Genomic DNA, 24,857 nt, shown 5'->3' with positions numbered 1-24,857 from the left:
TTTCATGGACATGTCGATTTCCTCCTTGGTTTTAATAATACATAATACTTATACCCCTATAGGTATATTAACGGTTAAAAAAAACGCTGTCAACTCCACAATCATTGCCAGTGTTTTTGCGGGTGCGGTGTCCTCATCCATTCGCGCCGCGCTCGGCCCGGTACAAAAAAAGAGCTCACCTGAAAAAGCGGTGAACTCCTTTTTTCATTTACAAAATAACCTCAACCTGATGCTCTATTCCATCATCCAGAAGCTCCACTGCAGGAACAGCCGATTCCTCGCCTGACTGTAACTCGAGCTCTTCTCCGTCAAATAGCAGCTTGCCTCCCCGGCCGTCGGAGCCTTGCCCTCGCTTAACGGTTATGGCATAACTCGTATCGCCGAAGCGGTATGTCGCCTCGAAGCCCGGCCAGCCGGACGGGATGCGCGGATCGATCAGCAAGCGGCTGCCCTGGCGCCTGATGCCGAGAATCCATTCGAGCCCGACCTGGTACATCCAGCCGGATGCGCCGGTATACCAGGTCCAGCCCGCGTGGCCGCGGTGAGGCTCGGCCGTATATACGTCGGCGGCCATAACGTAAGGCTCGCCTACGTACCGCTTGACCTCCTGGTCCGTCCGCGTATGCGTAATCGGGTTCAGCATATGGAACAGCTCAAACGCTTTATCCCCCTGCCCCAGCTGGCTCCAGGCCATAATGCCCCACAGGACTCCGTGGGTATACTGGGCCCCGTTCTCGCGGATGCCCGGCGGATACCCTTGAATGTAACCGGGGCTCGGATCGGTCAGGTCGAACGGAGGCGTAAGAAGCCGCGCCACCGAAAGCTCCCGGTCTACGAGCTCGCGGTCGAACGACTGCATCGCCTGCACGGCCCTGTCCTTCGGAGCCGCGCCCGAGATGACCGACCAGGACTGCGCAATCGCATCGATCCGGCATTCCTCGTTATGGATCGAACCGAGCCAGGTGCCGCTGTCCGTAAAGGCGCGCCGGTACCACTGCCCGTCCCAGGCATGTTCGTTAAGCGCAGCAGCCAGCTTTTCACGCCGGTCCATATACCGCTGCTCCAGCCCGGCGTCGCCCTGCTCCCGGCAAAGCGATCCGAAGCGCTGCAGCACCTCGCAGATGAACCAGCCCAGCCATACGCTTTCGCCGCGGCCTTCATCCCCGACCAGGTTCATGCCGTCGTTCCAGTCGCCGACACCGATAAGCGGCAGGCCGTGCTCGCCGATCCGTGACAAAGCTTTGTCGATCGCTCTCAGACAGTGCTCGTAGACGGACGCACTGAGCTGCGACCGCTTCGTCTCCTCGTAGCGCTCATGCTCTCCTTCGCGCAGCGGCTCGCTTGTGATGAAGTAAGCCGTCTCCTCCAAAATGCTGCGGTCCTCCGTCTGCTCGATGTAACGCGACACCGCATACGGCAGCCAGAGCAGGTCGTCGGAGAACAGCGTGCGGATGCCGCGCTCCGTCTCGACATGCCACCAGTGCTGGACGTCTCCCTCCTCGTATTGATGCGAGGCATGGATCAAAATTTGCGATCTCGTAATTTCCGGCATCGTATGCAGCAGAGCCAGCGAATCCTGCAGCTGGTCGCGGTAGCCGTAAGCGCCGCCGGCCTGATAGAACGCCGTCCGCGCCCAAATCCGGCAAGCCAGCGACTGGTACAGCAGCCAGCCTCCCAGCATAATGTTCATTTCCGGAGACGGCGTGGATACGACGGTCTGTCTGAGCGTTTTGTCCCAGAATGCCGTAACGTCCTCCAGCGCCTGCCCGCAGACGGATGCCTCACGGAATCGCCCTGCCAGCTCCGCCGCTTTCTCCTTCGAGACTTCGCAGCCCAGCAATACCGTCACCGTCCGCTCCTCGCCAGGCTCAAGGCTCAGCTTCCGCTGCACCGCGCCGCAGGAAGCGTAGCCCGCTCCGGTCCTGCCCGACAAGCGCTCGCGTCCCATGGCGGCCGGCTGCTCGGCCGACCCGTTCCGGCCGATGAACTCCTCCTGGTCGGCCGTCCAGCTGAGTCCCTCCTCTTCCGTTTCCTCCGCCGAGTCCGAGTATATCCCAAGAAACGCCGTCGCTTCGCGGAACGTTTCCTGATACCGGTTGTGCGCGGTCATGATCTGCGCGTCCGGCTCCCACTCCGTCACGATATACGGAGCGTTCGCCGGCCTGGAGACGCCGAGCACCCATTCCGCATAATACGTCACGGACAAGCTTCTCCGCTCGGCGGAACGGTTCGTCAGCCGAAGCCGCATCACCTTGACCGGCTCCTCCAGCGGGACGAATACGCTCAGCTCCTGCGTGATGCCTTCGCGCTCGTGCTCGAACCGCGAATAGCCGAAGCCGTGGGTGACCAGGTACGGCGGCGAGTCCATATGCGCGGAGGCCGGCGTAAGCGGCCAGCTCCTGCCGCTCGTCTCGTCCCGCAAAAACCCGATCTCCGTAGGCGGATCGAGCACCGGATCGTTGGACCAAGGAGTCAGCTTGCACTCCCGGCTGTTTCTCCACCAGGTGTAGCCTCTGCCTAACTCCGTCACAAGCGTGCCGAAACGTTTATTGGCGAGAACGTTAATCCATGGAGCCGGCAAATGGCAGCCGTCTTTGATGACGAGCTTATATTCTTTTCCGTCCGGAGAGAAGCCGCCCCAGCCGTTATAGAACAGCAGATCCTTCGTCTCGTATGAAGCTGCAGGAGGATCCTGCCGCGAAGCTTCACCGCCCTGGGAGGCTTCGAGCTTCGCCGGCAGCTGCTCCGCTTTTCTCGGCAGCCTCAGCTGCGCGATGAAGCTGGAGCCGCCGGCTTTCATGCGGATTCTGGCCACCGACAACAGCAGGGTAAGCGACTCCTCCGCCAGCTGATTCGCCGGAATGACGTGAATGCCGGCAGAGCCGGTGCCGAACCGGTCGACGCCGTGCTCGACGGCCCGCTGCAGCGCTTCCTGCAGGTCCTGCTGGTAGCCTCCCGACGATTCGTTCAGAACGACGAGGTCGAACGACAAGCCCAGCCTCCGCAAATATTCATGCCCGGTCAGCAATTTCAGAATGAAAGGCAGATGGCTGCGGTTATCGATCTGCACCAGGGCGATCGGCCGGTCTCCGGATATGCCGAACGCCCACAGCGACGACTGTCCGAGCCCGCATGCCTCAATGCTCAGCTCGCGCTCCTTCCGCAGCGGCGGCGTATACGAGACTTGCCCGGCGAGCTGGTGAAGCGCCGTCGCTTCACGCTGGCTCAGCTGAAGATTGCGAAGCTCGATGCGGCTACGGTTCCACGACAGCTGGAACGTCCGCTCCACGGCCGGTCCGTTCGACAGCTTGGACACGGTCTCAACCGCTTCCTCCCTCGTTTCGGCCACAGAGGTGACCATAAACAGGCGGACCGTCTCCCCCGGCTCAATCCGTACACGGCGCCGCATTGCGAAGGCCGGGTCCGCTACCGAGCCGGTTTTGCCGTGCAGGCGCGTGCGGATGCCCTGCGGCGCGGCCAGCGTATGGCCGCGTCCGATAAAGGCCGACCGATCCGTCTCGAATTCGAGCGGTCCGAGCATATGTCCTTCCGCCGTCAAGACGTGCGCCGCCCAGAGTGTCCTGTCCTTCGCCTCGCGCGGCCTGCGGCCCGCGACCAGGCAGCCGCTGCTCTGATCGTACTGCGTCCGGATGAACAGCTTGCTGAATGCGGTGTGGGCATCGTCCGCGATCGAATCGGCGAGCGCCAGCTCCACGAAGCTCGTGACCTCCAGCACCTTCGCTTCGGACCCGCGGTTCGAAAGCGTCAATCTGCGGACTTCGGCATTCAGCTCCGGCGATACGCACACTTCCATCAAGCTCGTGACCTCATCGTCCACCCGCTTGAAGGACGCCTTGTCCAGCTGAAACTCGACCCGCTGCTCGGGCGACTCCACCTGGCAGGGCTGATAGGAAGGCGACCACAGCTTTTCCGTAGATACATCACGCAAATAAACATAGATCCCCCAAGGGTCCCTGACCGGATCCTCCCGCCATCTGGAGACGGACAAGCCCTCAAAACGGGTGAACCCGCTGCCGCTGTTCGTCAGAACGCTCGTAAACCTGCCGTTCGAGAGGACGCACGTTTCCGGAATGCGGGTGTTCGCACCCGTAAATTCCCGGATTTCCGTATGGTCCAGCGGCTTGCGGCTGTCCGGCCTGTGCACGCGGTGCATGGCCGGGTGCTTGATCCATTTCGGATTCGAGGGGCTGCGCTCCTGCAGCAGCAGCTCCGCCGCGCGGACCTCCTTGTTGCTGTGAAACCTTTCGTACATCGTCTTCGGCAGCAGCAAATTCGAAAGCGTCAGCAGGCTCATCCCCTGATGATGGGCCATGAAGCTGCGGATGACCATGTAGCGTTTGCCTGCCGGCATTCTTTTCTGCGTAAAGTCCAGCGCCTCGTAAAAGCCGTATTTGCCGCGTCCGCCAAGCTCCTCCAGCTCCCGGAGCGCCTGCAGCCCTTCTTTTCTCGCAAAAGGCAGCGCCATAACCGTCGCGTACGGCGCGAGCACAAGATCCTCCTCGAGCCCGCGCTTGAAGCCCAGTCCCGGAACGCCGAACGCCCGGTACTGGTAATTCATCCGGTAATCGAACGCATAAAATCCGGATTCGGATATGCCGAAGGGAACCCCCCTCTGCTTCGCGTATTCGATTTGCCGGTCGACGACGGCCCTGTAAGTCGTATCCCAAAGCGTATTCCGGTAATTGCGCATGAACAGCCAAGGCATCAAATATTCGAACATCGTGCCCGACCAGGACAGCAGCACCGGCCGTTTGTTCACCTTGGTCAGCGTCCGCCCGAGCACATTCCAATGAGATACGGACACTTGGCCGAGCGCAATGGCAATGAAGCTTGCCTGCCGGGCTTCCGATGCCATCAGATCGTACAGCACCGTCTCGCGCTGCCGATGGGTCACCTGATAGCCGAGCGAAAACAGCTTCGCTTGTTGATCGTACAACGGCCTGAAATCGGTATTGCGGATCAGGGCATCCATCCGGGCAATCAGGCGTCCTCCGCGCTCGTCCGCACCGGTTCTGCCCCGGACGCCAGGACGCGCGTTCCTTCTGGAAGGCGCAATCTCTTCCGCGAAAGCGACCTGGAACGTGTCCCGGCGGCGTCCGGCGTCTTCTTGGACCGCGTTTTTGCCGTCTCCCCGTTCATCCGCGCGCAGCCACTCGGCCAGCCCTTCCTTGGCCGCCATCAGGCAGGCGACGAGGTTGCCGGAATCCACCGTGGATACGTAGATCGGATTTAGCGGAGCCAGCGTTTGCGTATCGTACCAATTGTAAAGATGGCCTTCCCACTTCTCCATGCGCTCGATCGTTGACACCGTTCGCTCCAGCCGCATTATCATGCCCGGCGTATCGATAAACCCGAAGTCCCTGGCCGCTAGCACGCAGGACAGATACAGTCCGATATTCGTCGGAGAGGTCCGGTGAGCGATGCCGTTCGGCGGCTCGAGCTGGACGTTGTCCGGAGGAAGATAATGCTCCGCCTCCGTCACGTAGTCTTCGTAGAAGGACCAGATTTCGCGGGACAGGCGGTGCAGCTCCTCTTTTTCCCCTTCGGTGAAGGAGGCCGCCTCCCGGTACAACGGCTGATCCAGCCAGGTGACCGCGACCGGCGCCGCCAGCCATAACGCTGTCAAAGCAGTGCCTGCGATCCGCAGGCCGGCATCTCCGTTCCACAAGCATAAGGCCAGAAAAATAAAGCTTAAAACCAATCCGCCGTAATAGCCGAGTATCCTTCCGGCCCCTTGCTGGCCCGCGCGCCTTTCGACCTCCGCCTGATTCGTCCACTCCAGCAGGCGCCGCTTCGAGATGGCGAGCCGGTACAGCGTTTTGCCGATCGCATTCAGCAGCAGGACGGTCTGGTAAGGAAGCGTAAGCAGCGAGACGCCCGCTTGTCCGAGCGCCATCAGCAGGCGGCGGGGGCTGCGCAGCGCATCCGGCAATGCCAGACACTGCCGCCACACAGGCATAAGCAGCGTGGCCAGCGTCAATGCGTACCAGCGCATCGGATTTCCAGGCAGCACCGGAACAGCGAGCAGAACGGCCATAAGCGCCGGATGCAGCAGGCTTCTCCGCAAATTGTCGAGCATCTGCCATCTGGTCAGCAGGGACAAATCCGCCTTGATCAGCTCGCCCCTGCGGTTGCGCGTTTTGGGGAAGAGCCACGGCAGCAGCTGCCAGTCCCCGCGCACCCAGCGGTGCAGCCGTTTCTGGTGGGCATGGAAAGTCGCCGGATGGTCGTCGATCAGCTCAATGTCCGAGATCAGGCCGGCCCGCAGCACTCCGCCTTCGAGCAAATCGTGGCTGAGCACCCGGTTGTCCGGAACCCGCTCGCACAAAATGTCATGGAAAGCGCCGATATCGAAAATCCCTTTCCCCGTAAAAATGCCGACGCCCATCGCATCCTGATAAGGATCGGAAATGGCGAACGCATACGGATCGACTCCCGGTTCGGAGGACCACAGCGCCGCCAGTCTCGAGCGCTGTACGCTGGCGAGGCTCATCCCGATTCTCGGCTGGAGCACGCCGTAGCCTTCCACGACTCTCGTTCTCGATGCGTTCATTCGCGGACGGTTGTAAGGCAAATGCATCGCGCCGACCATGCGGCGCGCGCTCTCCAGCGGAAGCTGCGTATCGGCGTCGAGCGTAATGATGTATTTTAGCTTGTTCAGTATTTCCGGATCACCCGACCGCTCGGAATAGCTCGTATCCGTCTTGCCGCGCAGCAGCTCCACGAACTCTACGAGCTTGCCCCTTTTTCGCTCCCAGCCCATCCAGGCTCCTTCGGAAGCATTCCAGCACCGCTCGCGGTGGAACAGATGGAACGTCGTTTCCGGATACGCCTCGTTAAGACGCTCGATTTCCGCCTTCGCGGCCGCGATAACTTCCTTATCGGCATCCGTATGCTGCGTATCCGCATCCTTGTAATCGCTCAAAATGGCAAAATGAAGATTCGGGTCCCTGTTTGCCAAATAATGCAGCTCGAGCCGATCCGTCAGCTCCTTCACCTCTCCCGCATCGGACCAGATGACGGGAATGACGACCATCGTGGCCGCATTGTCAGGAATACCGTTGGAAAAATCGTACCGCAAAATTCGGGCCGGACGCGCCGCTCGCTCGATCAGCCAATGCAAAGCCGTCACCGCCCACTCGCTCGCCGGCAGAGCAAGCAGCAGCAGCACAACCGCCGTACCCGCCGCCGTCCAGCGGTCCTGCCATCCGATCCAGACCGAGAACACGGCCAAAGCGACGGCAAAGCTGAGCGCGAGCAATTGGAAGTAGGTACCCGAGGCCCGCCGCCTCAGACCCGCAGCCGGCATCGCTCCCGTCTTGCCGCATGCCTTCAGCGCCTTCCGGAGCTCGGTCTGGCCACCCGGATCGAGCAAATAATAGGCGGCATACGACGATCTCGGTGGCGGGCTCCCTTCCTGCCCGGTCCCGGCTGCCGCGAAGGCCTTGTCCGCCAGGCCGGCCGCCTGCACGGCGACCAGCTTCTCCGGTACCTTCATCCGGCAGGCCAGCTTGGACACCCGCTGCCGCAGCAGGTCGCGGCTGGCAAAGTCGAGCAGCGGATAATCCCCCGCCTGCTCGCCGCGCAGCGTCTGCTCGACCAGGCTGATCCGCTCGAACATGCCGCTCCAGTCCCAGCGGGAGAGCAGCCTCAGGCTGCCGATCAGATTTCCGGTCGTCACCTGATAGCTTGCCTGAAGTTGATACTCATAGGACATAATCGAGTCCAGACTTTCGGGGCCGTTCTCCAGCTTGCAGACGAGCCACTCGCCGATGTTCGCGGTCTCCTCGGCATGCTCGCGCAAATGCTGGACGAGATGTACGATCATAGCTCCCGACAGCGGCATTTCCTGGCCCGCTTCCTCCAGCGCCGTCTTCAGCCTGTCCGGCGTAAGCTCCGAAGGCTTGATGCCGCCGAGCATCCGCTCTACCGTCTCGCATACGGCGCGGCGTTCCCTTACAATTTCCATAATGGCCGATAAACGGCGGATAATGGCGATTCTAAGCATGACGGGCAGCGTCCATGCTTCGGCATTAGCCAGCACGGATACCTCTTGATACGATTGAATGTAGGTATAGAAGGTTTCCTCATTCAAGCTCCCGTCCGTATGATTCAAATAATCGTCGCAAATCGCGAAAGCCCTCAGCTCACCCGTCTTGCTGATGTGGGGCAGCTCTTTTACCGTTTCGCGCGGCAGATCCGTCCGCACCGTCAGCATTTCGCTCTCGATGAACTCGGCGTTGTCGAGCAGCCATTCCTCCGCCGGCTGCGTGCAGGTGCCCCTATGCCCGGTCAATTCCGCCACGAAGGCGCGGAGCTGCTCCATGTTCGTTTGCAGGTCCCGCCACATCCGGCCGGACGAGTCCCGCTTCATATACGGGTCGTGAATTAATGCGAGTTGGTGCGCTTCTTCCTTGAGCTTTTCGTTATGTAAGAACATCCTTATCCCCCAAACGAGCCTAATGTCATAAATCCACCCATTATTATGCCCGTTTGGAAAAATATTATGATTTTATTCGACAATTCCACTCCTCTGCGCTGCCGCCGATCCTCGTTTCAAGTCGGATCTTCTCCCGTCGTACGGCGCTTCCGGCGTTTTCTGCAGTACACGAAATTTACCGCATTAACGAATCTGATGTCCTCCGCTCATCCCCCTAAACCTGCTACGTCCATCCCTCCACCGCTATGAACTCTACGCCGTTCTTTGGCGGCTAACTTTCGCCATCGCGTAGAAATAGAAGTCAGTTAAAGCTTGTATCTACAAAAAAACACCCGCCGGCCACAACCGACGGATGTCTCTTTCAATTTAATAACAGCAGCTATTTCTTCGCCCCGCCGCTTCCTTTCGAGCCTTTGCTTTTACTGAAAATGCGCGGTGCGCTCTTCGCTTTATTGCTCTTCTCCCACCGGTTCCAGCCCTTCTTGCCCGTGCCTTGCCCCGTTCCGCCCTTGCTCTTGCTCATCTCATCACTCCAATGCCGTATGACTTTCCATTCTAACACATTTTCCCGCTAAAATATTCCTAACTTCTGCACCCGCCACGTAACCGGATTTTGTGTATCTATTTTCCCCCTGACCGCCCAACTCTATAAAATAAATGCATTTCACGTATATACCTAGGCCGATTAAAGAAATGAAGTTACTTTGAAGGAATTAGATGCAGAGAATACAGTTACTTCGAGCAAATCCGGTACATTCGAGAATATAAGGACATGAAATCCATTAATTTCCGAGACGCCTAAAAAAAATGGCGGCACCCCGTAACGGGATACCGCCTTCGCGCCTTCGCGCTTAGCCGAATTCGCTAGTGAGCCCGCTCGTCCAGCGGATAGAAAATCAGATTGATCGGGAACGCCGACCCTGCCGGCGGCGAGAACTCAATATCGAGACTTGCTTCCTTGCCGGTCGTCTTCGCCAGAATGACCATGCCGTCAAACGCCGTCAGGACGCCGGAGCCCGGTACTTTGCGGATTTCGCCGTTCACCTTGAACGGGCCTTTGAACGGTCCGCCCTTGGCCAGCACCATAATCGCCATCTTGCGCGGCTTGTCGGCGTGGATTTTATACACCGTGCCATAGTTAGCCGGGTCGTTCACTTCCATTCCGCGTAAAGGATCGTAGCCGATCTGGAACGGATCGCTTTTGCCGTCCCCCAGCACGAGCAGCTTAGGCTCGCTCAGTCCCTCTTCCGACAGGTCGACCTTCCAGTCGAAGCCGGTAATCGGGAACGTGCCGCGGATATGCCCGTTGTACGCCAGCTTCGGCAGGTCCAGCATGTCCGACGATACTTTGTCCGACACCGCGAAGGTATATTGCACCATGCCGTCCGTTTCCACATCATACAGCAGATTGACGCCCTGCCCCGGGTAAAAATCAGGGAACTGCTTGTAGACAAACGTCTCGCCCGGCGGAATCGTCTTTTTCTCGTTAATCGGGTCGCTCATGAGGAAGTCGACGCTCGCCTCGCTGCCCATTTGCATGGCGTAAATCGTCGGGTAGACCTCGCCTTTTTTCGTCGTTGTGATCGTCACGGGCTGGTCCGACATATTCGTCGCCAATATCGCGAACGAGACCTTCTTCTGCATGCCGTTCTGATGGTTGGCGTACAGCCTCGTTTTCCCTTCGGCCGTGTCCTGATACAAAATGCCCAGCTCGGTGAACGTTTCCGGGCTGTCGCTCAAAATCAGCGATCGCGACCGGTCCTCCGTCACTTCTTTTGACACCTGATCCAAATTAAAATAATTGCCGTAAAGCGTAGACCAGTCCGTCGTAATGTATCCGCCGACCGGCTTCGTGTAAATCGGGTATTCCACCTTGCTCAGGTACACTTCATTTACAATCGTAATATTGCGGGTGTACGGAGCGCTTTTGTTGCCGCTCTTGTCGGTAGCCGTCAGCGTAACCGGATAGGTTCCCGCCTTAAAGAAAGCTTCCTCCTTGCCCTCCCACTCCAGCTTCAGCGCTTCCGCGTCCGGATCGTAGCTGAGGTTCACATAGTTGACCGGCTCGCCGATCCGGTATGTATCCTTGGCAAAAGTAAACTTGGCAACCGGCCGCGAGCTGTTGGAGTCCGGATCGTAGATCCCCTCCGGCTGGTTCACATGAAGCACGTCGATCCGCTTGAGCTCGCTGTTATATGTATAAGATGCACCCATGTAATCGGAAAGCCACGTCAGCTTGATCATGAGCCTGCCGTTTACGATCGTGGCCACGTCGTCCATCCTGAACCAGTAGCCGTTGACCCATGCGGATTTGTTTTTCGTATCGATCGAAATATTGTATTTTGGCGTTTCCATGATGATTGTTCTAGTCGCTGCGACCCATTCGACCTTCATGCCGAAGGCGTCGCCGAGAAATTTGGCCGGGACGAAGGTTTTCCCTTTCAGGACGACCGGAGCCGAATCGAGAATGACTTGCTCTCCGTCAAGGAAAGCTTCCTGCTTATCCACGTAAAATACGACGTACGTCGTGCCGGACGTAATGCCTCCCGCTGCGCTCGCAGCTGCGCCGAACGGCAGCAGCATGACGGCCATCAGCAGCGCCAGCACTCTTTGGCTTACCCTAGTTAGCTTCATCTGTTCATTCTCTACTCCCTTGACTTTTATTGCGGATTGGGAAATTCAGTAACAAAATCCTAATTCCGATACCTGTATATAGACGCATGGATTATTAATAAGTTGCACCAAATGGCGACAGATTTATCACCCGCCGGCTATGCCTGCCCGGAAAAGAAAAATGGCGCCTGACGGCGCCATATCGAACTAATTATCAGTTGTACCGCTGCTGCCGCCAGAACCCGCTGTACAAAATACAGCCGATAGCTAACATGCGGCACCGAAACGCAGCTTGTGCTGCACTTTTTACAGCAGAATCCGCGCAGACTCTTACAAAATCGGACAAAAGTCACCTTTCCCCTGATTCTGATGCAAAAATGACATTCTAACTGCCTTTTATCCTAAATCCGCACGATTGTGATGCACAAAATACATTCTATCTGCACCAGCTGTATCATCCACCTTCCGCCCAACCTGAAGCTGCGGCGCTTTCTCCCGCTGCCGATCAATGCTCCTGCGGCCATCCGGCTGCCAAGCCTCGATTCACTCATAACGGTACCATCTCTTGCAGCGGGAAATCGTCTACCCCTCCCCAACCATCCGGTTAACCAGCTTGCCCAAACGCTCAATCTCCACCGCAACCACGTCGCCGGCCTTCAAATACACGCGCTCGTGCTCCGGGTAGCCCAGCATGACACCTTCAGGAGTTCCCGTCAATATGACGTCGCCCGGCTCCAGCGTCATATGCCGCGAAATGTAGCTTATGATCTCGTCGCAGCGGAAAATCATATCCGACGTGTTCGAATGCTGCCGGACCTCTCCGTTGACGGAGCATTGGATACTCAGCGCGTTCGGATCCGGAATTTCGTCCGCCGTCACGAGATAAGGGCCGAGCGGGCCGAACCCGTCGCAGCTCTTGCCGAGCAGCCATTGCGACGTTCTCGTCTGCAGCTCGCGCGCGGACAGATCGTTTGCACAGCAGTAGCCGAATACATAGTCATGCGCCTGCTCCTTGCTTACGTTTTTGGCCTTTTTGCCGATGACGATGGCAAGCTCCGCCTCGTAATCGACCTGCGACGTCACCGCCTCGGGCAAAACGACCTCTTTCCCGTGCCCCGTCAGCGCGTTGCTGAATTTATTGAACAAAATCGGATATTCCGGAATGGCGGCGTTTGTCTCGATGGCATGCTGCCGGTAATTCAAGCCTACGCAAATGATTTTGCCCGGACGCGGCACGCAAGGGCCGTATCCGATGTCCTCCTCGCGGAGCAGCAATCCCTCTTCGCGAAGCAGGCGCTCCGTATAGCGCCGCAGGCTGTCCAGGGCGCCCTCGCCTCCCGCGATCGCATCCATCGGATCCGCCGGGACGGCCGGATCCGGCAGACGCTCCAGCGCCGACCGGATGTCGATAATGCCGCCGTTTTCTTTTACTCCAAGGCTGAATTGCCCATCCTTCTCGATCGTTACCAGCTTCATAGAGTTGTTGCATCCTTCCCGTTATGGAATCAATGGTCCGTCAGGACAGCGTTTACACAATATATTATACCTCGCTCCGTCAACCCAGATAAATTTAAGAGAGTTGAACGTTAGGGCCGTTAAAATCCTTCGCCGGTCGTTAGGCCAGGCTTTCCTTCAGCATGTCGATCATGTAACATCGTTAACAGATAACCTTTTGGGGAGGGAGCCCTTTTGTTTCGGATCATGCTCGTCGAGGACGATGACAAAATTAGAAAAATCGTAGCCGCCACCCTGCAGAAATGGCAGTACGAGGTGCTCGAGGTGACCGCCTTCGACCGTCTGCTCGAGGAGTTCAAAACGTTCGGGCCGCATCTGGTGCTGCTGGACATTAATCTGCCGGTGTTCGACGGCTTTTACTGGTGCCAGCAAATTCGCAGCATTTCCAAAGTGCCGATCATTTTCCTCTCCTCGCGGAATCAGAATATGGACGTCATTATGGCCATTAATATGGGCGGCGACGATTTCGTGCAGAAGCCGTTCGACCTTGACGTGCTCGTCGCGAAGGTAAGCGCTCTGCTGCGGCGCAACTACACGTACCAGGACGAGAACCTGCAGCTCAGCCACCGGGAGCTTGTCTTCAATCTATCGAACTCGACCATCCAACATGGCGGCAAGCAGGCGGAGCTGTCGCGGAACGAGCTGATCATTCTGCAGACGATGCTGCGCAGCATCGGGAAAATCGTCTCCCGCGAGCAGCTCATGCAGGTGCTGTGGAACGACGAGCAGTTCGTCGACGATAACACCCTTACCGTTAACGTCAACCGACTGCGCCGCAAAATCTCCATGCTCGGCCTGGAGGATTTTATCGCCACGCGAAAAGGAATGGGGTATATCGTCGAATGAGCTTCTGGCGGTTTCTCAAATACGAACGCCCCTACCTTCAGCTTCATGCGGCCGGAGTTCTGATCATGGCGGCCGTCTTCTATGCCGATTCCCGCAGCGGCTGGGACTGGGAAACGTTCGGCTACGCGCTGCTGCTTCAAGCTCTCATGCTGGCCTGCTTTTTTCTGTACAGGTATCTGAAAACGGTCAGCTCGGTGAAACGGATGCGGGACGAGGACAGCGAGCCCTTGTCTCTGGAAGCGGAGGCCTGCCATGCCGCCCTGGAGCAGCTCGAAAGGGAGCATCTCCGCGCCTTGAACGACATTCAAGCGAGGCAAAACGAATATTACGACTTCATCGTTTCCTGGTTCCACGAGATCAAGACGCCCATTGCGGTGCTCCGGCTCATGCAGCAAACCGAAATCGACTCCAAAAGCCTGGATGAAGAAATATCGCGGGTCGAGCACTACGTCGACCAGGCTCTTTATTACGCCAAGCTGGACAGCTTCAACCAGGACTACGAAATCGTGAACTGCGATTTGCAGGCGCTGATGATGCAAGTCGTCAAGCGGCATTCCAAAACGTTTATTTTTAAAAAAATCCGCATCAAGCTCGAGATGGAGCCGATCGATGTGCAAAGCGATCCGAAATGGCTGCAGTTCATCCTCAACCAGCTCATTACGAACAGCCTGAAATATACGGGGGAGCAAGGGGAGATTACGGTCGCGGCGCGCGTCACTCCGCAGGAGAAGCTGCTGACCGTCCGGGACAATGGCATCGGCATCGCGGACAAGGATGTGCAGCGGATCTTCAACCGCGGCTTCACGGGGACGGCGGGCAGGACACAGACGCACGCCAAGTCTACCGGCATGGGGCTGTACTTGGCGCAGCAGCTTTCGAACAAGCTGGGGCATTATATTACGTGCGAGTCGGAGGCGGGCCGTTTTACGGAGATGACGGTTCATTTTCCGAGAAACTATGACCCTTTCCTTCAGCTGATGAAGGTGCGGGCGGAGGATTAGTGAAGGGCCCAGGCGGCGGCCTTGGGCATGCAGGGCCTCGACTGCCGCCGGCTGCCGTTGTCTGCTGCCGATATACGTTAGCTGCCGTTGATTGCCGCTGACCACTGACGCGCTAACCGCAGTTGGCTGCTGGCTCAGACTGACGCCGCTGACTGCAGCTGACTGCTGACTCTGACTGACGCCGCTGACTGCAGCTGACTGCTGACTCACGCCGCTGACTGCAGCTGACTGCTGATTCTGATATCGCTACCTGCTACTTACGCCACTGCTACACGGAAAGATAACTGGATTTTATGGCCATATTTTTTAACCAACTAGTGGTTTGAGTTAAATAACTGGATTTCCTACCGTTAAATCGGCCTCCTCACTCCAAACCCGCCTTTTCCCGTGATTTATATACATAAAATCCAGTAATTTTGCGAAAAAGTGCCATCCAGCCGAAAATAGATACATAAAATCCATTTATGGCCGGCCCACTCGGGATCCGCACGGTACCCGCTCGGGATCCGCCCGGGATCCGCACGGTACCCGCTCGGGATCCGCCCGGGATCCGCACGGTATCCGCCCGGGATCAGCTCGGGATCCAGCTTGCGGCCTGCCTCCCCGTGTCCCCCGGCAGTCGAAGCCCCGCCGCACATCGAAACTTCTTCCTTCCAAGTCTACCCGCCCAATTCCGTCATCATATAATCCGCCGTACGGATCGCCAGCGCGACCGTCGTGAGAGTCGGATTGGCGACGCCGAGAGAGGGCAGCATGCTGTTGTCCGCCACATAAAGTCCGGGCACGTGATGAATTTGGCCGTAACGGTTCGCGGCGGAGGTGGCGGGGTCATCGCCGATCCGGCAGGTGCCCGCTTCATGATGATCGTCCCCGGGCGGCCTCAGGCAGATCTCACCGGTAACCCGGGCGGCTTGAAGCGCCGACAGGACGTCCTCCATCGTTTCGGCTACCCCGTTAATGACGGCCTTATCCTCCATCGTATACGAATAGCGGACCTTCAGCCTCGGAACGCCAAACTCGTCGATCCGGCCCGGATCCAGCTCCACCCGATTTTCAAAACGCGGCTTGAGGGAGCCGTAGCCCCTGATTACGATTTCCCTTTCGTTAAAGTCATCGCCGGACTCTTCGCCTGAAATAAGGAACTGATACGGATAACGGCCCGTCGGAGGAACCAGAATCCAAAGCGGCCCCGACCCGTACGGAGACGGACGAACGACGGCGGCCGATGCCTTTAACGCCGCATGATCGTTCAAATAATGCCCGATCGCCTGCCCCCGGATTCCGGAATGAAGAAGCAGACGCGGCGTTTCAAAGGTGCTTCCGGATAGGACGATATTTTTGGCTTTCAAAACATAGCTTTGATGCAGCCGGTCCATCACTTTTACTCCGCTTGCCCTTCCCTTCTCCGTAAGCACCTGAACCGCCCTTGCGTTTATCGCGAGATCAAAGCTCCGGCGCTTCAATGCCTCGGCCAAAAAGAGAATCGAACTGAAAAAGACGTCCGATCTGATTTGTCCGTATTTTGCGGGCTGCAAATTGAGAGCTCTCGGGGCTTCCGTCGCTGCCGTAAATCCGGACCGCCTGAGCCTGCCCAGCATTGTCTGCGTGAAGGGCGAGCAGCTGGTGTACGCTTTAGTGACGTTCATCGCCCGTTCCGCAATCGAATAGTAGATTTCCATTTCCCGTGTACTGACCGGCCAGTCCTTAAAAACGGCAGGATCGTTGCGGGGACTGTTGGCGTCCCATACGAGGGTTCTGCCTCCTAACGCGAATAGCTGCCGCGCCGCGGGAAACTCCGGATAAAGCCCGGGAACCGATATTTTAGGGTTAAAAATATATTGGTCCAGGCGGATCCCGTCCAGCGTCGACACATTCCGGGCGTTGGTAGGCAGCAGCAGGTCTCCGGCTTCAATCATGCCAATCCGCAATCCGTCGTTCTTCAGCATCTCGCACAGCCTCCAAAGAACCGCCCCTCCCCCCGCTCCGCTTCCCACAATGAGCACGTCATACACAGTGCCGGACATTTGTTCCAGGGACGTAAGGGGAATCCATTGATCCAGGTATCCGGGCAGCCTTAAAGGGGGACAGGTCTCGGGCATTCGCCAAGCGATGCCGGCCTCGTCCAGCAGCTTTTTCGTTGCTTTTGCCGCTACTTGAAACAGTTCGGGCTGACTGAGTCCCGCAAGTTCTCCTGTCGGCTGCAAATGAGATTCGACCGATATAAATCCGGAGTAGTTTTTTTTCTTGAGCGCTTCCATCAGCTCAGGAACCTGCCCGTCTCCTTCTCCCGCCGGCACATTTTTGCCGGTATTCACTAAGGCGTCCTTGATCTGCACCCAGCCGATATAGGGCTCGACCAGCGGATAGGCATCCGTCATCGGCAGCACCTGGGACTGAACAAAGTTAGCCGGATCAAAAGCTAAACGGAAATTGGGAGATGGTATCGACTCGAAAATATCCCGAATTCGCTCGCCATTATCTCCATAGATCCGTCTCTCGTTTTCGTGCATCAGGACGATTCCTTCCCGTTCGGCAATCCGGACCAGCGCACGGAGGCGGCGGAGCACTTCATCCCGGTAATTCCAAGGATCTTCTCCGGCAGGCGTATAAAAAGAAAAAATCCGAATATTAGGCGTACCGAACCGCTTCGCAAGCTCGATCGCCCTATCGAGCCTTTGGAGCTCCGGAGCAAAATCCTCCGTAATGTCGGTTTTGCCAATCGGCGTACTAATGCTATGAACGCGAAAGCCGCGCTCGTCCAGTCGCTGCTTGATATCGGCGATCTCTTCATCCGTAAGGTCGAGAATTTGTTTTCCCCCCACGCTGCGCAAATCGATATAACGGACCTGTTCCGCGTCCAAAACGTCCATTTGAACATCCAAATCCGGCGAAATCTCATCCGCATAAGCCGATAATTCGATAATGGGGATCCATCCCTTTCGAGCATATTTTATATATCATACGATTCGTATTCGCGATTATTACGTTTATGCCGTCTTTAAAAATATTGTTAAAAATGAAAATCAACGGTTTACAAAATTCATCTGCCGGATTATATTTAAGACACCAAAAGTTTACCCTATGCAACAATGTGTCTTTAGAACTAAAGTTGTTCTATAGGGAAAAGTACAGGGAGGCATTCTCAATACGTCGGGCTAAACGTCACGCTATTGGGAAGAGAGACTTATTATGGAGGGATTTATAATGATGAATTGGTTACGAAGCAGCAAGACGGCGGCCGTATTTTTAACTTTGCTGCGGCTGTATGTGGGCTGGAAGTTTCTTACGGCCGGCTGGGGGAAATTATCGGGCGGCGAGCCGTTCGACGCTTCCGGATTCATGAAGGGGGCGATTGCCAAGACCGCCGGGGAAAGGCCCGCCGTTCAGCAGTGGTACGGGGACTTCCTGCAAGGCTTGGCCCTGCCGAATGTGGATGTATTTAACTTCCTGGTTCCGTGGGGAGAATTTCTCGTCGGAATCGGCTTGATTACGGGTACTTTGACAACGTTCGCGGCATTCGTAGGGATTTTCTTGAACTTCAACTTTTTGTTCGCAGGAGCAATCAGCTCGAATCCGAATTTGATCCTGATGCAATTTTTCCTCCTGGCAGCCGGTATGAACGCAGGCCGCTTCGGCGGAGATTATTGGGTCGTTCCTTGGCTCCGGAAACGCACGCAAGCCTTATTCCGCAGCAAGAAGCCGCTGATTAAATCCCCGGCCGCCTAAACGGCGCAGCCGTATGCTTCACGAGCCCGGATCCCGGACCGTGTGTACCTGCGCGGTCCTTGCCGAGCTCGCGGAGCAGCGATTATCCCTATCTTTGGCTGACGATTTTGAAGTAAAGGTTCGTCGAAGACATATAAAGCAGGAAGTAGATCAGGCAATAGATCCCCAGAATCCCCCAGACGAGCCCGCCCAAACCCGGAAAGTCCTTCACGGAATCCAGAATGTACGACTTGATGATCAGCCAGCTGACCAGAAAGCCGATGGCAAGCGGCGGTAAAAAGACGAACAGCAGCTGCTTGCGGATGACGCTTCTTACCTCGCGGTCGCCGACCCCCATTTTCCGCAAAATCGCGTACTGCGCCTGAGCCTCCGTCGCCTCCCGCAGCTGCTTGAAGTATATGACGCTTGCCAGGGCGAACAGGGCGATAAGAGCAAGAAAGCCTGCTGCGAACAGCATCAGCGAGGAGCTCTCGATCTGCTTGGAATACACGTCGGCGAAGGAGGAATAGTACGCCTCCGGCGTCGCCTGGACGATTGCATGCACCTGCCTGGACAGCTCTTCCGCGTTCCTTGCGTTTTCGACCTGGTAAATCTCGAACGATCTTTTTTCGGCTCCGTCCCGCAGCTCCCGGTACAGCTCGTCGGACACGACGATGACCGCCGGCTTCCGCTCCATAGAGGTGACCGGATCGGTCGACCATCCCAGAAACGCATAATCCTTCTTTTCGGCCAGCGACAGTTCTACTTGGCGTGTACCAGCCGCAGCCGGCATCGTTACCCGTTGTCCGGCCTCGTAAACCTCGGCGAAATCCGTGCCTTGCGACAAAGACACCGCTTCCTCCCCGCTCAGATCAACGGACTGCTTATCGCCGCGCAGGGCAACAATCCCGTTATACGTCTGCTCGGATACGAGCAGCACATACGGCGTATAGTACTCCGGATTTTCGAAGGCGGCGTCCATCAGCTCCTGCCGCACCGGCTCGGCAACGACGGCTTCCACGGTACGGTGATACTTGATCGGATGCGCGGAGCTTTTGATCAGCTCGTCGATCCGGCCGTTCGTCGCGTCGTTTCGGGATTCGAAGGCGATATCGTTAGGCAAATTGAAGCCTGCTGCCTTGAACTGCACCGAGTAGTTGATCGTCACGAAGCACATCAGCATAATGACCGCCGCACTGAACAGCGAGATAAACGTCAGATTCAGCGTGTTGCCGCGAATTTGAAACCGGAGCGAGGACGTCCACAGCACCGTGTTGCCGACGGCATAGCTTTTGCGGCGGCTGATCCGCTGCAGCAGCCAGCCCGCGAACTGGCGAAAGAACAAATACGTGCCGCCGACGATACCTACCGCGCAGGCGATCAAGCTTGCTCCGGCATACTCCTGCCAGTAGACGGAACCTTTTCCGCTCGCAATCAAGCCGAAAGCCGTGCCCAGCAGCAGGACGGACAGCAAAGCCAGCATGGGGGAGGAAGCGATCGGTTTCTCCATTTTTTCCTTGGCATGGAACAGCTCGACCAGCTGCACGCGCCCGATCATAAAGTAGCTCTGGACGCTGATAATGACCGCGAGCAGCAAAAACACGCCGACCGTCGAGCCGATGGCCTGAAGCGGAAAGGCGAGTGAAATCGCCTGGTCGTACTGCATCAGGTTCATGAGCAGCATGCCGAACAGCTTGCTCAGCAGTCCGCCGAGCAGAATGCCCGTGGCAAGCGACACCGCCCCGACCATCAGCGTCTCGTAAAATACCATAAGCGTAATTTGCCTCTCGTTCATGCCGTACAGCAAATACATGCCGAATTCCTTTTTCCGCTGCCGCATGAAGAACGAATTCGCATACAGGATAAAGAAAATAATGAACAAAAACATGACAACCGAAGCGATCGTCACACCCGTCCGGAAATTGTCGCGGTTCTCAAGCGCGGCCAGAATATCCTCATTGTACATAAGCGACGAAAACGTAAAATGAATAATGACACCGATAATCATGGACAGCAAGTAAATCGTATACAGCCGGAAGTTGCGGCGGACGTTCCGCTGCGTCAGATCGAGCAGGCTCATCGTTGTTTGCCCCCCAGCAGGCTCTGCGTTTCCAGAATGCGGTCGTAGAACGCTTTTTGCCCCTGCTCGCCCGCATACAGCTCGTTCACGACCGAGCCGTCCCGCAGAAAAATGACTCTTTTGCAGTAGCTCGCGGCATAAATGTCATGGGTCACCATCAGAACCGTCGTCCGGAACATTTCATTCAGGGCGGCAAGCTCCTCCAGCAGCTGCGTCGCGGACCGGGAATCCAGCGCACCCGTCGGCTCGTCCGCGAACACGATCGCCGGCTTCGTGATCATAGCCCTTGCGGATGCGGCCCGCTGCTTCTGCCCGCCCGATATTTGGCTCGGATACTGGTCCAGAATCGCTTCGATATTCAGCGCCTTCACGATCGGCTGCAGCCGGCTCTCCATCTCGGATACCGGACATTTGCGAAGCGACAGCGGCAGCAGAATATTTTCTTTGACCGTTAACGTATCCAGCAGATTGTAATCCTGAAAAATAAAGCCCATCCGCTCTTGGCGGAATTTCCTCAGCGTTTTCTTGTTCAGCTCGAGCAGCGACTGCTCCTCCAGCCATGCTTCCCCTCCCGTAAACCGGTCTATCGTCGAAAGCACGTTCATTAATGTCGATTTGCCCGAGCCCGAGGGTCCCATGATGGCGGTAAATTCGCCAAGCGTAATCGTGAGATCGATGTTTTTCAGCACGGCCGTTTTGCCGTAGCTTTTGGACAAATTTTTCGTCCGGATAACCGTTTGCATCGTTAATGACCTCCTGTTCCTGCTACCTACTATAGCCCGGTTTCCGAAAGTCATCCATCGAAGGAGCATGGAACGAGGTGACGTTTTTGTCACTTTCAAACCAATAAAACTTATATTTATAAAAAAAAATGAAAGTCACTTTGCAGCAACCTTCATTTCTTTGACGAGATCAACCAGCTTCGTTTGCTTCAATTGCTGCTCCATCCTTCTTTCCGCCTCGAGCATCACCTTCTGGATCAAACATTCCTCTCCGTGCTCCAGCCCGCAATCGAACAGCGAGGAGGTGCCTTCAATCGCATGAATGATGTCCAGAAACGACACATCCTCTTTCCTGCGGGTCAGCCGGTAGCCGCCGCCCGCGCCGGAGGCCGATTCGACCATTCCCGCTTTGGCGAGTTTCGTTAAAATTTTGGACAAATAAGTCGGCGATACTCCCTGCTTGTCCGCCAGCTGTTGTACGCCTACAGGCTTCCCAGTCTCATCTACAGCCAGCATCAGCATCGTGTGCAAGGCATAATCGGTCGCTTTCGAAAATTTCATACCGGTCCGCACCCCCGATTTAAAGACTATTTCGGTCTATAGTAGCCTGTACGGTTACCTTCGTCAAGCGGTGAGGTTAGCTTTGCTCACTTGGTGGATGAACCCCGCCGCCTGCAACAACGATAGATATTAGCGCTATTCCGCCAACCAAGCACCCTTCTCCCGCCATTTGTGCTGCTCCAGGGGCATTCAGCGATAGAAACTATCGTTATCTCTCTCGTTACGTACCGGTTGCTCGCAACAACGATAGATATTAGCGCTCCTGCCCGCCCTGTCCATCCTTGCTTTCGCCTACCAGCTCGCGCGCTGAGCTTTTAAACTCATGCAGCGTGCGCCCAACAGCGCGGCCCAGCTCCGGCAGCTTCGACGGTCCAAACAGAATCAAAATCACAACCAGAATCATAATCAAACCCGGAATCCCTATACTTTGCAGCATAACCCATCATCCTTCCTCGTAAATTCATTTGCCTAAAGTTACCCTATCAAAATTTTAGTGGGATGTCTCTGGTTATGTCATATTATCTAACAATAATTTTACATGGGCCATTCGAACAAAAATAGCCGATAAAATGTTTTATACGAAGCGTCTAGTTAAACATCAAAAAGTTATGCAACTCATCTAATGACATCATCCCTCATCGGTTATTATCATTAAGTACACAGCAGGTTTGCGGCAGATTAATTGACAACTGAAAAAGGAGTGAATCATGAATAGCCGAATGCAACGGTGAAGGAGTGGTCAGGATGTCCATTATGGATAAGCAAGTCGTCAATATCGGCACGGTGAGCGAGCTGACCGGCTTAACGGAGCGTAAAATCCGTTACTATGAGAAACGGAAGCTTATTCATCCTAAACGAACCCAAGGCGGCACCCGCAAGTTTTCATTCCGCGATATAGAAAGGCTCATCGAGATCGGCAGCCAAATGGAAACCGGCTGGATGACAGCCGAAATCAGGGACCGGCGTGAAAGTCAGGACAAGCGCACGGCGGTTCACGGTTAGGAGGGAATGCCATGCAGGCGCAACCGGACTTCATCGAACATTTAACGGAGCTGCGAAAAAGAATCCTCTACGCGCTGGCCGCTTTCCTTATGGCATTATGCGGAGGCATGGCGATGGTCCGGCCTGCTCTGGCTTATTTGCAGCGCTCCTATGCGCCTGAATCTGCTATTTTATGGAATGCGTTCTCCCCGTTTGACGCGCTGCAGCTGTACGTGCAGACTGGAGTTACGATCGGGGCTGGCGCTTCGCTCCCCTTCGCCCTGCTGCAGGCTTGGCTGTTCGTGAAGCCGGCTTTAACGGAAGAAGAACGGAAAGCCGTACCTTGGCTGATCCCGTTCGCCTTGTTTCTTTTTTTGCTCGGGCTGGTCTTCAGCTGGTTTGTCGTATTTCCGATGGCTCTCCAATTCGCCTCGTCCATCACAAGGTCCATGGGGCTCGTCGAAACCTACGGCGCGGCTCAGTATGTGCAATTTTTACTCAGGATCGTGCTGCCGCTGTCGGTTGTTTTCGAATATCCCGTCGTCGTTGTTTTTCTGGCCAGGATCGGTCTCATTACACCCGAACGGCTCCGGAAAAGCCGGAAAGCCGCTTATGTCATGTTAGTTACGTTATCTACAGTATTGACGCCTCCGGATTTCTTGTCGGCGTTTATGGTATTAATCCCGTTAATTATTTTGTTTGAAGCCAGCTTTCCGCTAGCAAGGTGGGCAGGCAAAAAAAGAGGAGGAAATGATGATGGAGCTTGATAAGAAAGGCATGTCCCGCAGGAAGTTTATTGGCAATGTCGGCAAAATCGGCGGCGCCTCCGCCGTACTTGGCGTGATGGGTACGATGGGATTATTCGACCCGGAGCAGGCCGGTGCGGACAGCCAGACAAAAAAGCAAGGCGGGAACGGTAAAAAACCGGATAAGCACAGCTCTTACATGCTGTTAAACGTCCGCCTCGAAAGCGGCTATAAATACGAGAACGGACAAGTCGTCGCAACCGAAAGCGTCATGCGCAATCTATATATTACAAAAGGAAAAATCTCAAAAATAACCGAATTGAACGCTCCCGTCACTAAAGGGGTCGACTGCTATGACGCAAAGGGCATGCTTCTCCTCCCTTCCTTCAGGGACATGCATATCCACCTGGACAAAACCTTTTACGGAGGTCCTTGGCGTGCGGTTAGACCGACGAAAAACGGCATTTTCGACCGGATCATCGAGGAGCAGACGCTGCTGCTTGAGCTTCTCCCGACCGCTCAGGAGCGTGCGGAAAAGCTGATCGAGCTGATTCTCGGCTACGGCTCCACCTACGTCAGAAGCCACTGCAACATCGATCCTACCGTCGGCCTCCGCAATCTGGAAAATTTAAAGAAGGCGCTGGCGAACTACTCGGACAAAATATCGCATGAAATCGTCGCTTTCCCGCAGCACGGGCTGCTTCGCTCCAATGTGGCCGGCTTGATTCGCGAGGCTATGCAGCTTGGAGTCACGCATGTCGGCGGCCTTGATCCTACTCTGGTCGATGCCGATATGGAAAAGTCGCTGCAGACGATGGTGCAAATCGCGGTAGATTACAAGGCCGGGATCGACATCCATCTGCACGAAGGCGGGGATACGGGGCTGAAGGCGATCCGAAGGCTGGCCGAGCTGACCGAGGAAGCCGGACTGCAGGGCAAAGTGACGGTCAGCCATGCCTTTTCCCTGGCTTCGCTCACGCCGGGCCCCGACGTCGAATTGTTCGACCGGCTTGCTGCGCTAGGCATCTCCGTCGCTTCCTCCGTGCCGATCGGAAAAAGCGTCATGCCGATCCCGCTCCTGCAGAAGCAAAAGGTCAACGTCATGCTGGGCAACGACAGCATTACGGATCACTGGTCGCCCTTCGGCATCGGGGACACGCTGCAGAAGGCGCACCTGGCCTCGCAGCTGTACGGCTGGTCCAGCGAATTCAACCTGTCGCGCGCGCTGGCGCTGGCTACCGGCGGCGTCACGCCGCTGGATGAAAACGGCAAGCAAGTGTGGCCAAAGGTCGGGGACGCGGCTACCGGCGTGCTCGTTCGTGCAAGCTGCTCCGCAGAAGCCGTCGCCCGCTTGCCTGAACGCGCCGCCGTGTTCCATAAGGGGACGCTGGCCTCCGGCTCCCTGGAAAGCGGTAAGCCTAAGCACGCTTAAATAGCCGCCCGCCAATCTGCTAGTTTGTACAGCAGATTGGCGGGCGCTCGATTCTGTTTGCCGTTCTGATGCAGTTTTTGCAGTAGAATCACACCAAATCGGCCAATTGGGGCTGGGCGTTGAGCGATCTGATGCAAAAGCGGCTAGGCCCCTTAATTCTGGAGTCTCCCACCGTCAATTTGACGTTTTCGCAG

At 56.4% G+C, this 24,857-nt stretch carries 17 protein-coding genes; 6 read left to right on the top strand and 11 right to left on the bottom strand.

What is annotated here, in order from left to right; genetic code table 11:
• Nucleotides 1-208: 208 nt before the first annotated feature.
• The 5 genes from KP806_RS25930 to KP806_RS25910 all read right to left on the bottom strand — a co-directional run bounded on the left by KP806_RS25930 (nt 209) and on the right by KP806_RS25910 (nt 12,550).
• Nucleotides 209-8,461: a GH36-type glycosyl hydrolase domain-containing protein gene (locus tag KP806_RS25930; RefSeq protein WP_224726645.1), complete on the bottom strand. Its 8,253-nt coding sequence runs from the start codon at nt 8,459-8,461 to the stop codon at nt 209-211.
• Between the two features lie 379 nt (nt 8,462-8,840).
• Entirely contained in the window at nt 8,841-8,984 is a 144-nt protein-coding gene (locus KP806_RS25925) for a DUF3934 family protein (RefSeq protein WP_224726644.1), read from the bottom strand.
• Nucleotides 8,985-9,325: 341 nt separating this feature from the next.
• Nucleotides 9,326-11,095: a stalk domain-containing protein gene (locus KP806_RS25920; protein WP_224726643.1), complete on the bottom strand. Its 1,770-nt coding sequence runs from the start codon at nt 11,093-11,095 to the stop codon at nt 9,326-9,328.
• A gap of 380 nt (nt 11,096-11,475) precedes the next feature.
• Nucleotides 11,476-11,625 (bottom strand): hypothetical protein, encoded by a 150-nt coding sequence (locus tag KP806_RS25915; RefSeq protein ID WP_224726642.1) that lies wholly within the window; start codon nt 11,623-11,625, stop codon nt 11,476-11,478.
• Nucleotides 11,626-11,656: 31 nt separating this feature from the next.
• Nucleotides 11,657-12,550: a fumarylacetoacetate hydrolase family protein gene (locus KP806_RS25910; protein WP_224726641.1), complete on the bottom strand. Its 894-nt coding sequence runs from the start codon at nt 12,548-12,550 to the stop codon at nt 11,657-11,659.
• A gap of 213 nt (nt 12,551-12,763) precedes the next feature.
• Here KP806_RS25910 and KP806_RS25905 point away from each other — a divergent pair, with 213 nt between their 5' ends.
• Together KP806_RS25905 and KP806_RS25900 are read left to right on the top strand one after the other, a co-directional pair.
• A complete protein-coding gene (locus KP806_RS25905) occupies nt 12,764-13,435 on the top strand; it encodes a response regulator transcription factor (protein ID WP_224726640.1) in 672 nt (223 codons plus the stop codon).
• Complete coding sequence (locus KP806_RS25900) at nt 13,432-14,436, top strand: sensor histidine kinase (protein ID WP_224726639.1); 1,005 nt, start codon at nt 13,432-13,434, stop codon at nt 14,434-14,436. The genes KP806_RS25905 and KP806_RS25900 overlap by 4 nt, the downstream gene beginning before the upstream one ends.
• Nucleotides 14,437-14,828: 392 nt before the next feature.
• Here the strand turns inward: KP806_RS25900 and KP806_RS25895 are convergent, their stop codons facing one another.
• Together KP806_RS25895 and KP806_RS25890 are read right to left on the bottom strand one after the other, a co-directional pair.
• Entirely contained in the window at nt 14,829-15,074 is a 246-nt protein-coding gene (locus tag KP806_RS25895; protein ID WP_224726638.1) for a hypothetical protein, read from the bottom strand.
• A gap of 21 nt (nt 15,075-15,095) precedes the next feature.
• Nucleotides 15,096-17,306, bottom strand: coding sequence for a TIM barrel protein (locus KP806_RS25890; RefSeq protein WP_224726637.1), 2,211 nt, complete (start codon nt 17,304-17,306; stop codon nt 15,096-15,098).
• Between the two features lie 331 nt (nt 17,307-17,637).
• On the opposite strand from KP806_RS25890, the gene KP806_RS25885 reads away from it, so the two are divergent.
• On the top strand, nt 17,638-18,162 hold the full coding sequence (locus KP806_RS25885) for a DoxX family protein (protein WP_224726678.1): 525 nt from the start codon (nt 17,638-17,640) through the stop codon (nt 18,160-18,162).
• Between the two features lie 88 nt (nt 18,163-18,250).
• Here KP806_RS25885 and KP806_RS25880 read toward each other — a convergent pair whose 3' ends face one another.
• The 4 genes from KP806_RS25880 to KP806_RS25865 all read right to left on the bottom strand — a co-directional run bounded on the left by KP806_RS25880 (nt 18,251) and on the right by KP806_RS25865 (nt 21,940).
• On the bottom strand, nt 18,251-20,221 hold the full coding sequence (locus KP806_RS25880; RefSeq protein WP_224726636.1) for an ABC transporter permease: 1,971 nt from the start codon (nt 20,219-20,221) through the stop codon (nt 18,251-18,253).
• A complete protein-coding gene (locus KP806_RS25875) occupies nt 20,218-20,964 on the bottom strand; it encodes an ABC transporter ATP-binding protein (protein WP_224726635.1) in 747 nt (248 codons plus the stop codon). The genes KP806_RS25880 and KP806_RS25875 overlap by 4 nt, the downstream gene beginning before the upstream one ends.
• Nucleotides 20,965-21,099: 135 nt before the next feature.
• Nucleotides 21,100-21,504 (bottom strand): RrF2 family transcriptional regulator, encoded by a 405-nt coding sequence (locus KP806_RS25870; RefSeq protein ID WP_224726634.1) that lies wholly within the window; start codon nt 21,502-21,504, stop codon nt 21,100-21,102.
• A 253-nt stretch (nt 21,505-21,757) separates the two neighbouring features.
• Nucleotides 21,758-21,940: a twin-arginine translocase TatA/TatE family subunit gene (locus KP806_RS25865; RefSeq protein ID WP_224726633.1), complete on the bottom strand. Its 183-nt coding sequence runs from the start codon at nt 21,938-21,940 to the stop codon at nt 21,758-21,760.
• 308 nt (nt 21,941-22,248) lie between these two features.
• On the opposite strand from KP806_RS25865, the gene KP806_RS25860 reads away from it, so the two are divergent.
• Genes KP806_RS25860 through KP806_RS25850 form a run of 3 tightly spaced genes read left to right on the top strand, consistent with a single transcriptional unit; the run spans nt 22,249 to nt 24,663 of the window.
• A complete protein-coding gene (locus KP806_RS25860; RefSeq protein WP_224726632.1) occupies nt 22,249-22,506 on the top strand; it encodes a MerR family transcriptional regulator in 258 nt (85 codons plus the stop codon).
• Nucleotides 22,507-22,517: 11 nt separating this feature from the next.
• On the top strand, nt 22,518-23,252 hold the full coding sequence (gene tatC, locus KP806_RS25855; RefSeq protein ID WP_224726631.1) for a twin-arginine translocase subunit TatC: 735 nt from the start codon (nt 22,518-22,520) through the stop codon (nt 23,250-23,252).
• A complete protein-coding gene (locus KP806_RS25850; RefSeq protein WP_224726630.1) occupies nt 23,242-24,663 on the top strand; it encodes an amidohydrolase family protein in 1,422 nt (473 codons plus the stop codon). Before tatC ends, KP806_RS25850 begins: the two co-directional genes overlap by 11 nt.
• Nucleotides 24,664-24,857 lie beyond the last annotated feature (194 nt).

The sequence above is a fragment of the Paenibacillus vietnamensis genome, assembly GCF_020169515.1.
Classification (GTDB): Bacteria; Bacillota; Bacilli; order Paenibacillales; family Paenibacillaceae; genus Pristimantibacillus; species Pristimantibacillus vietnamensis.
This window is presented reverse-complemented; position numbering and strand designations above follow the sequence as displayed.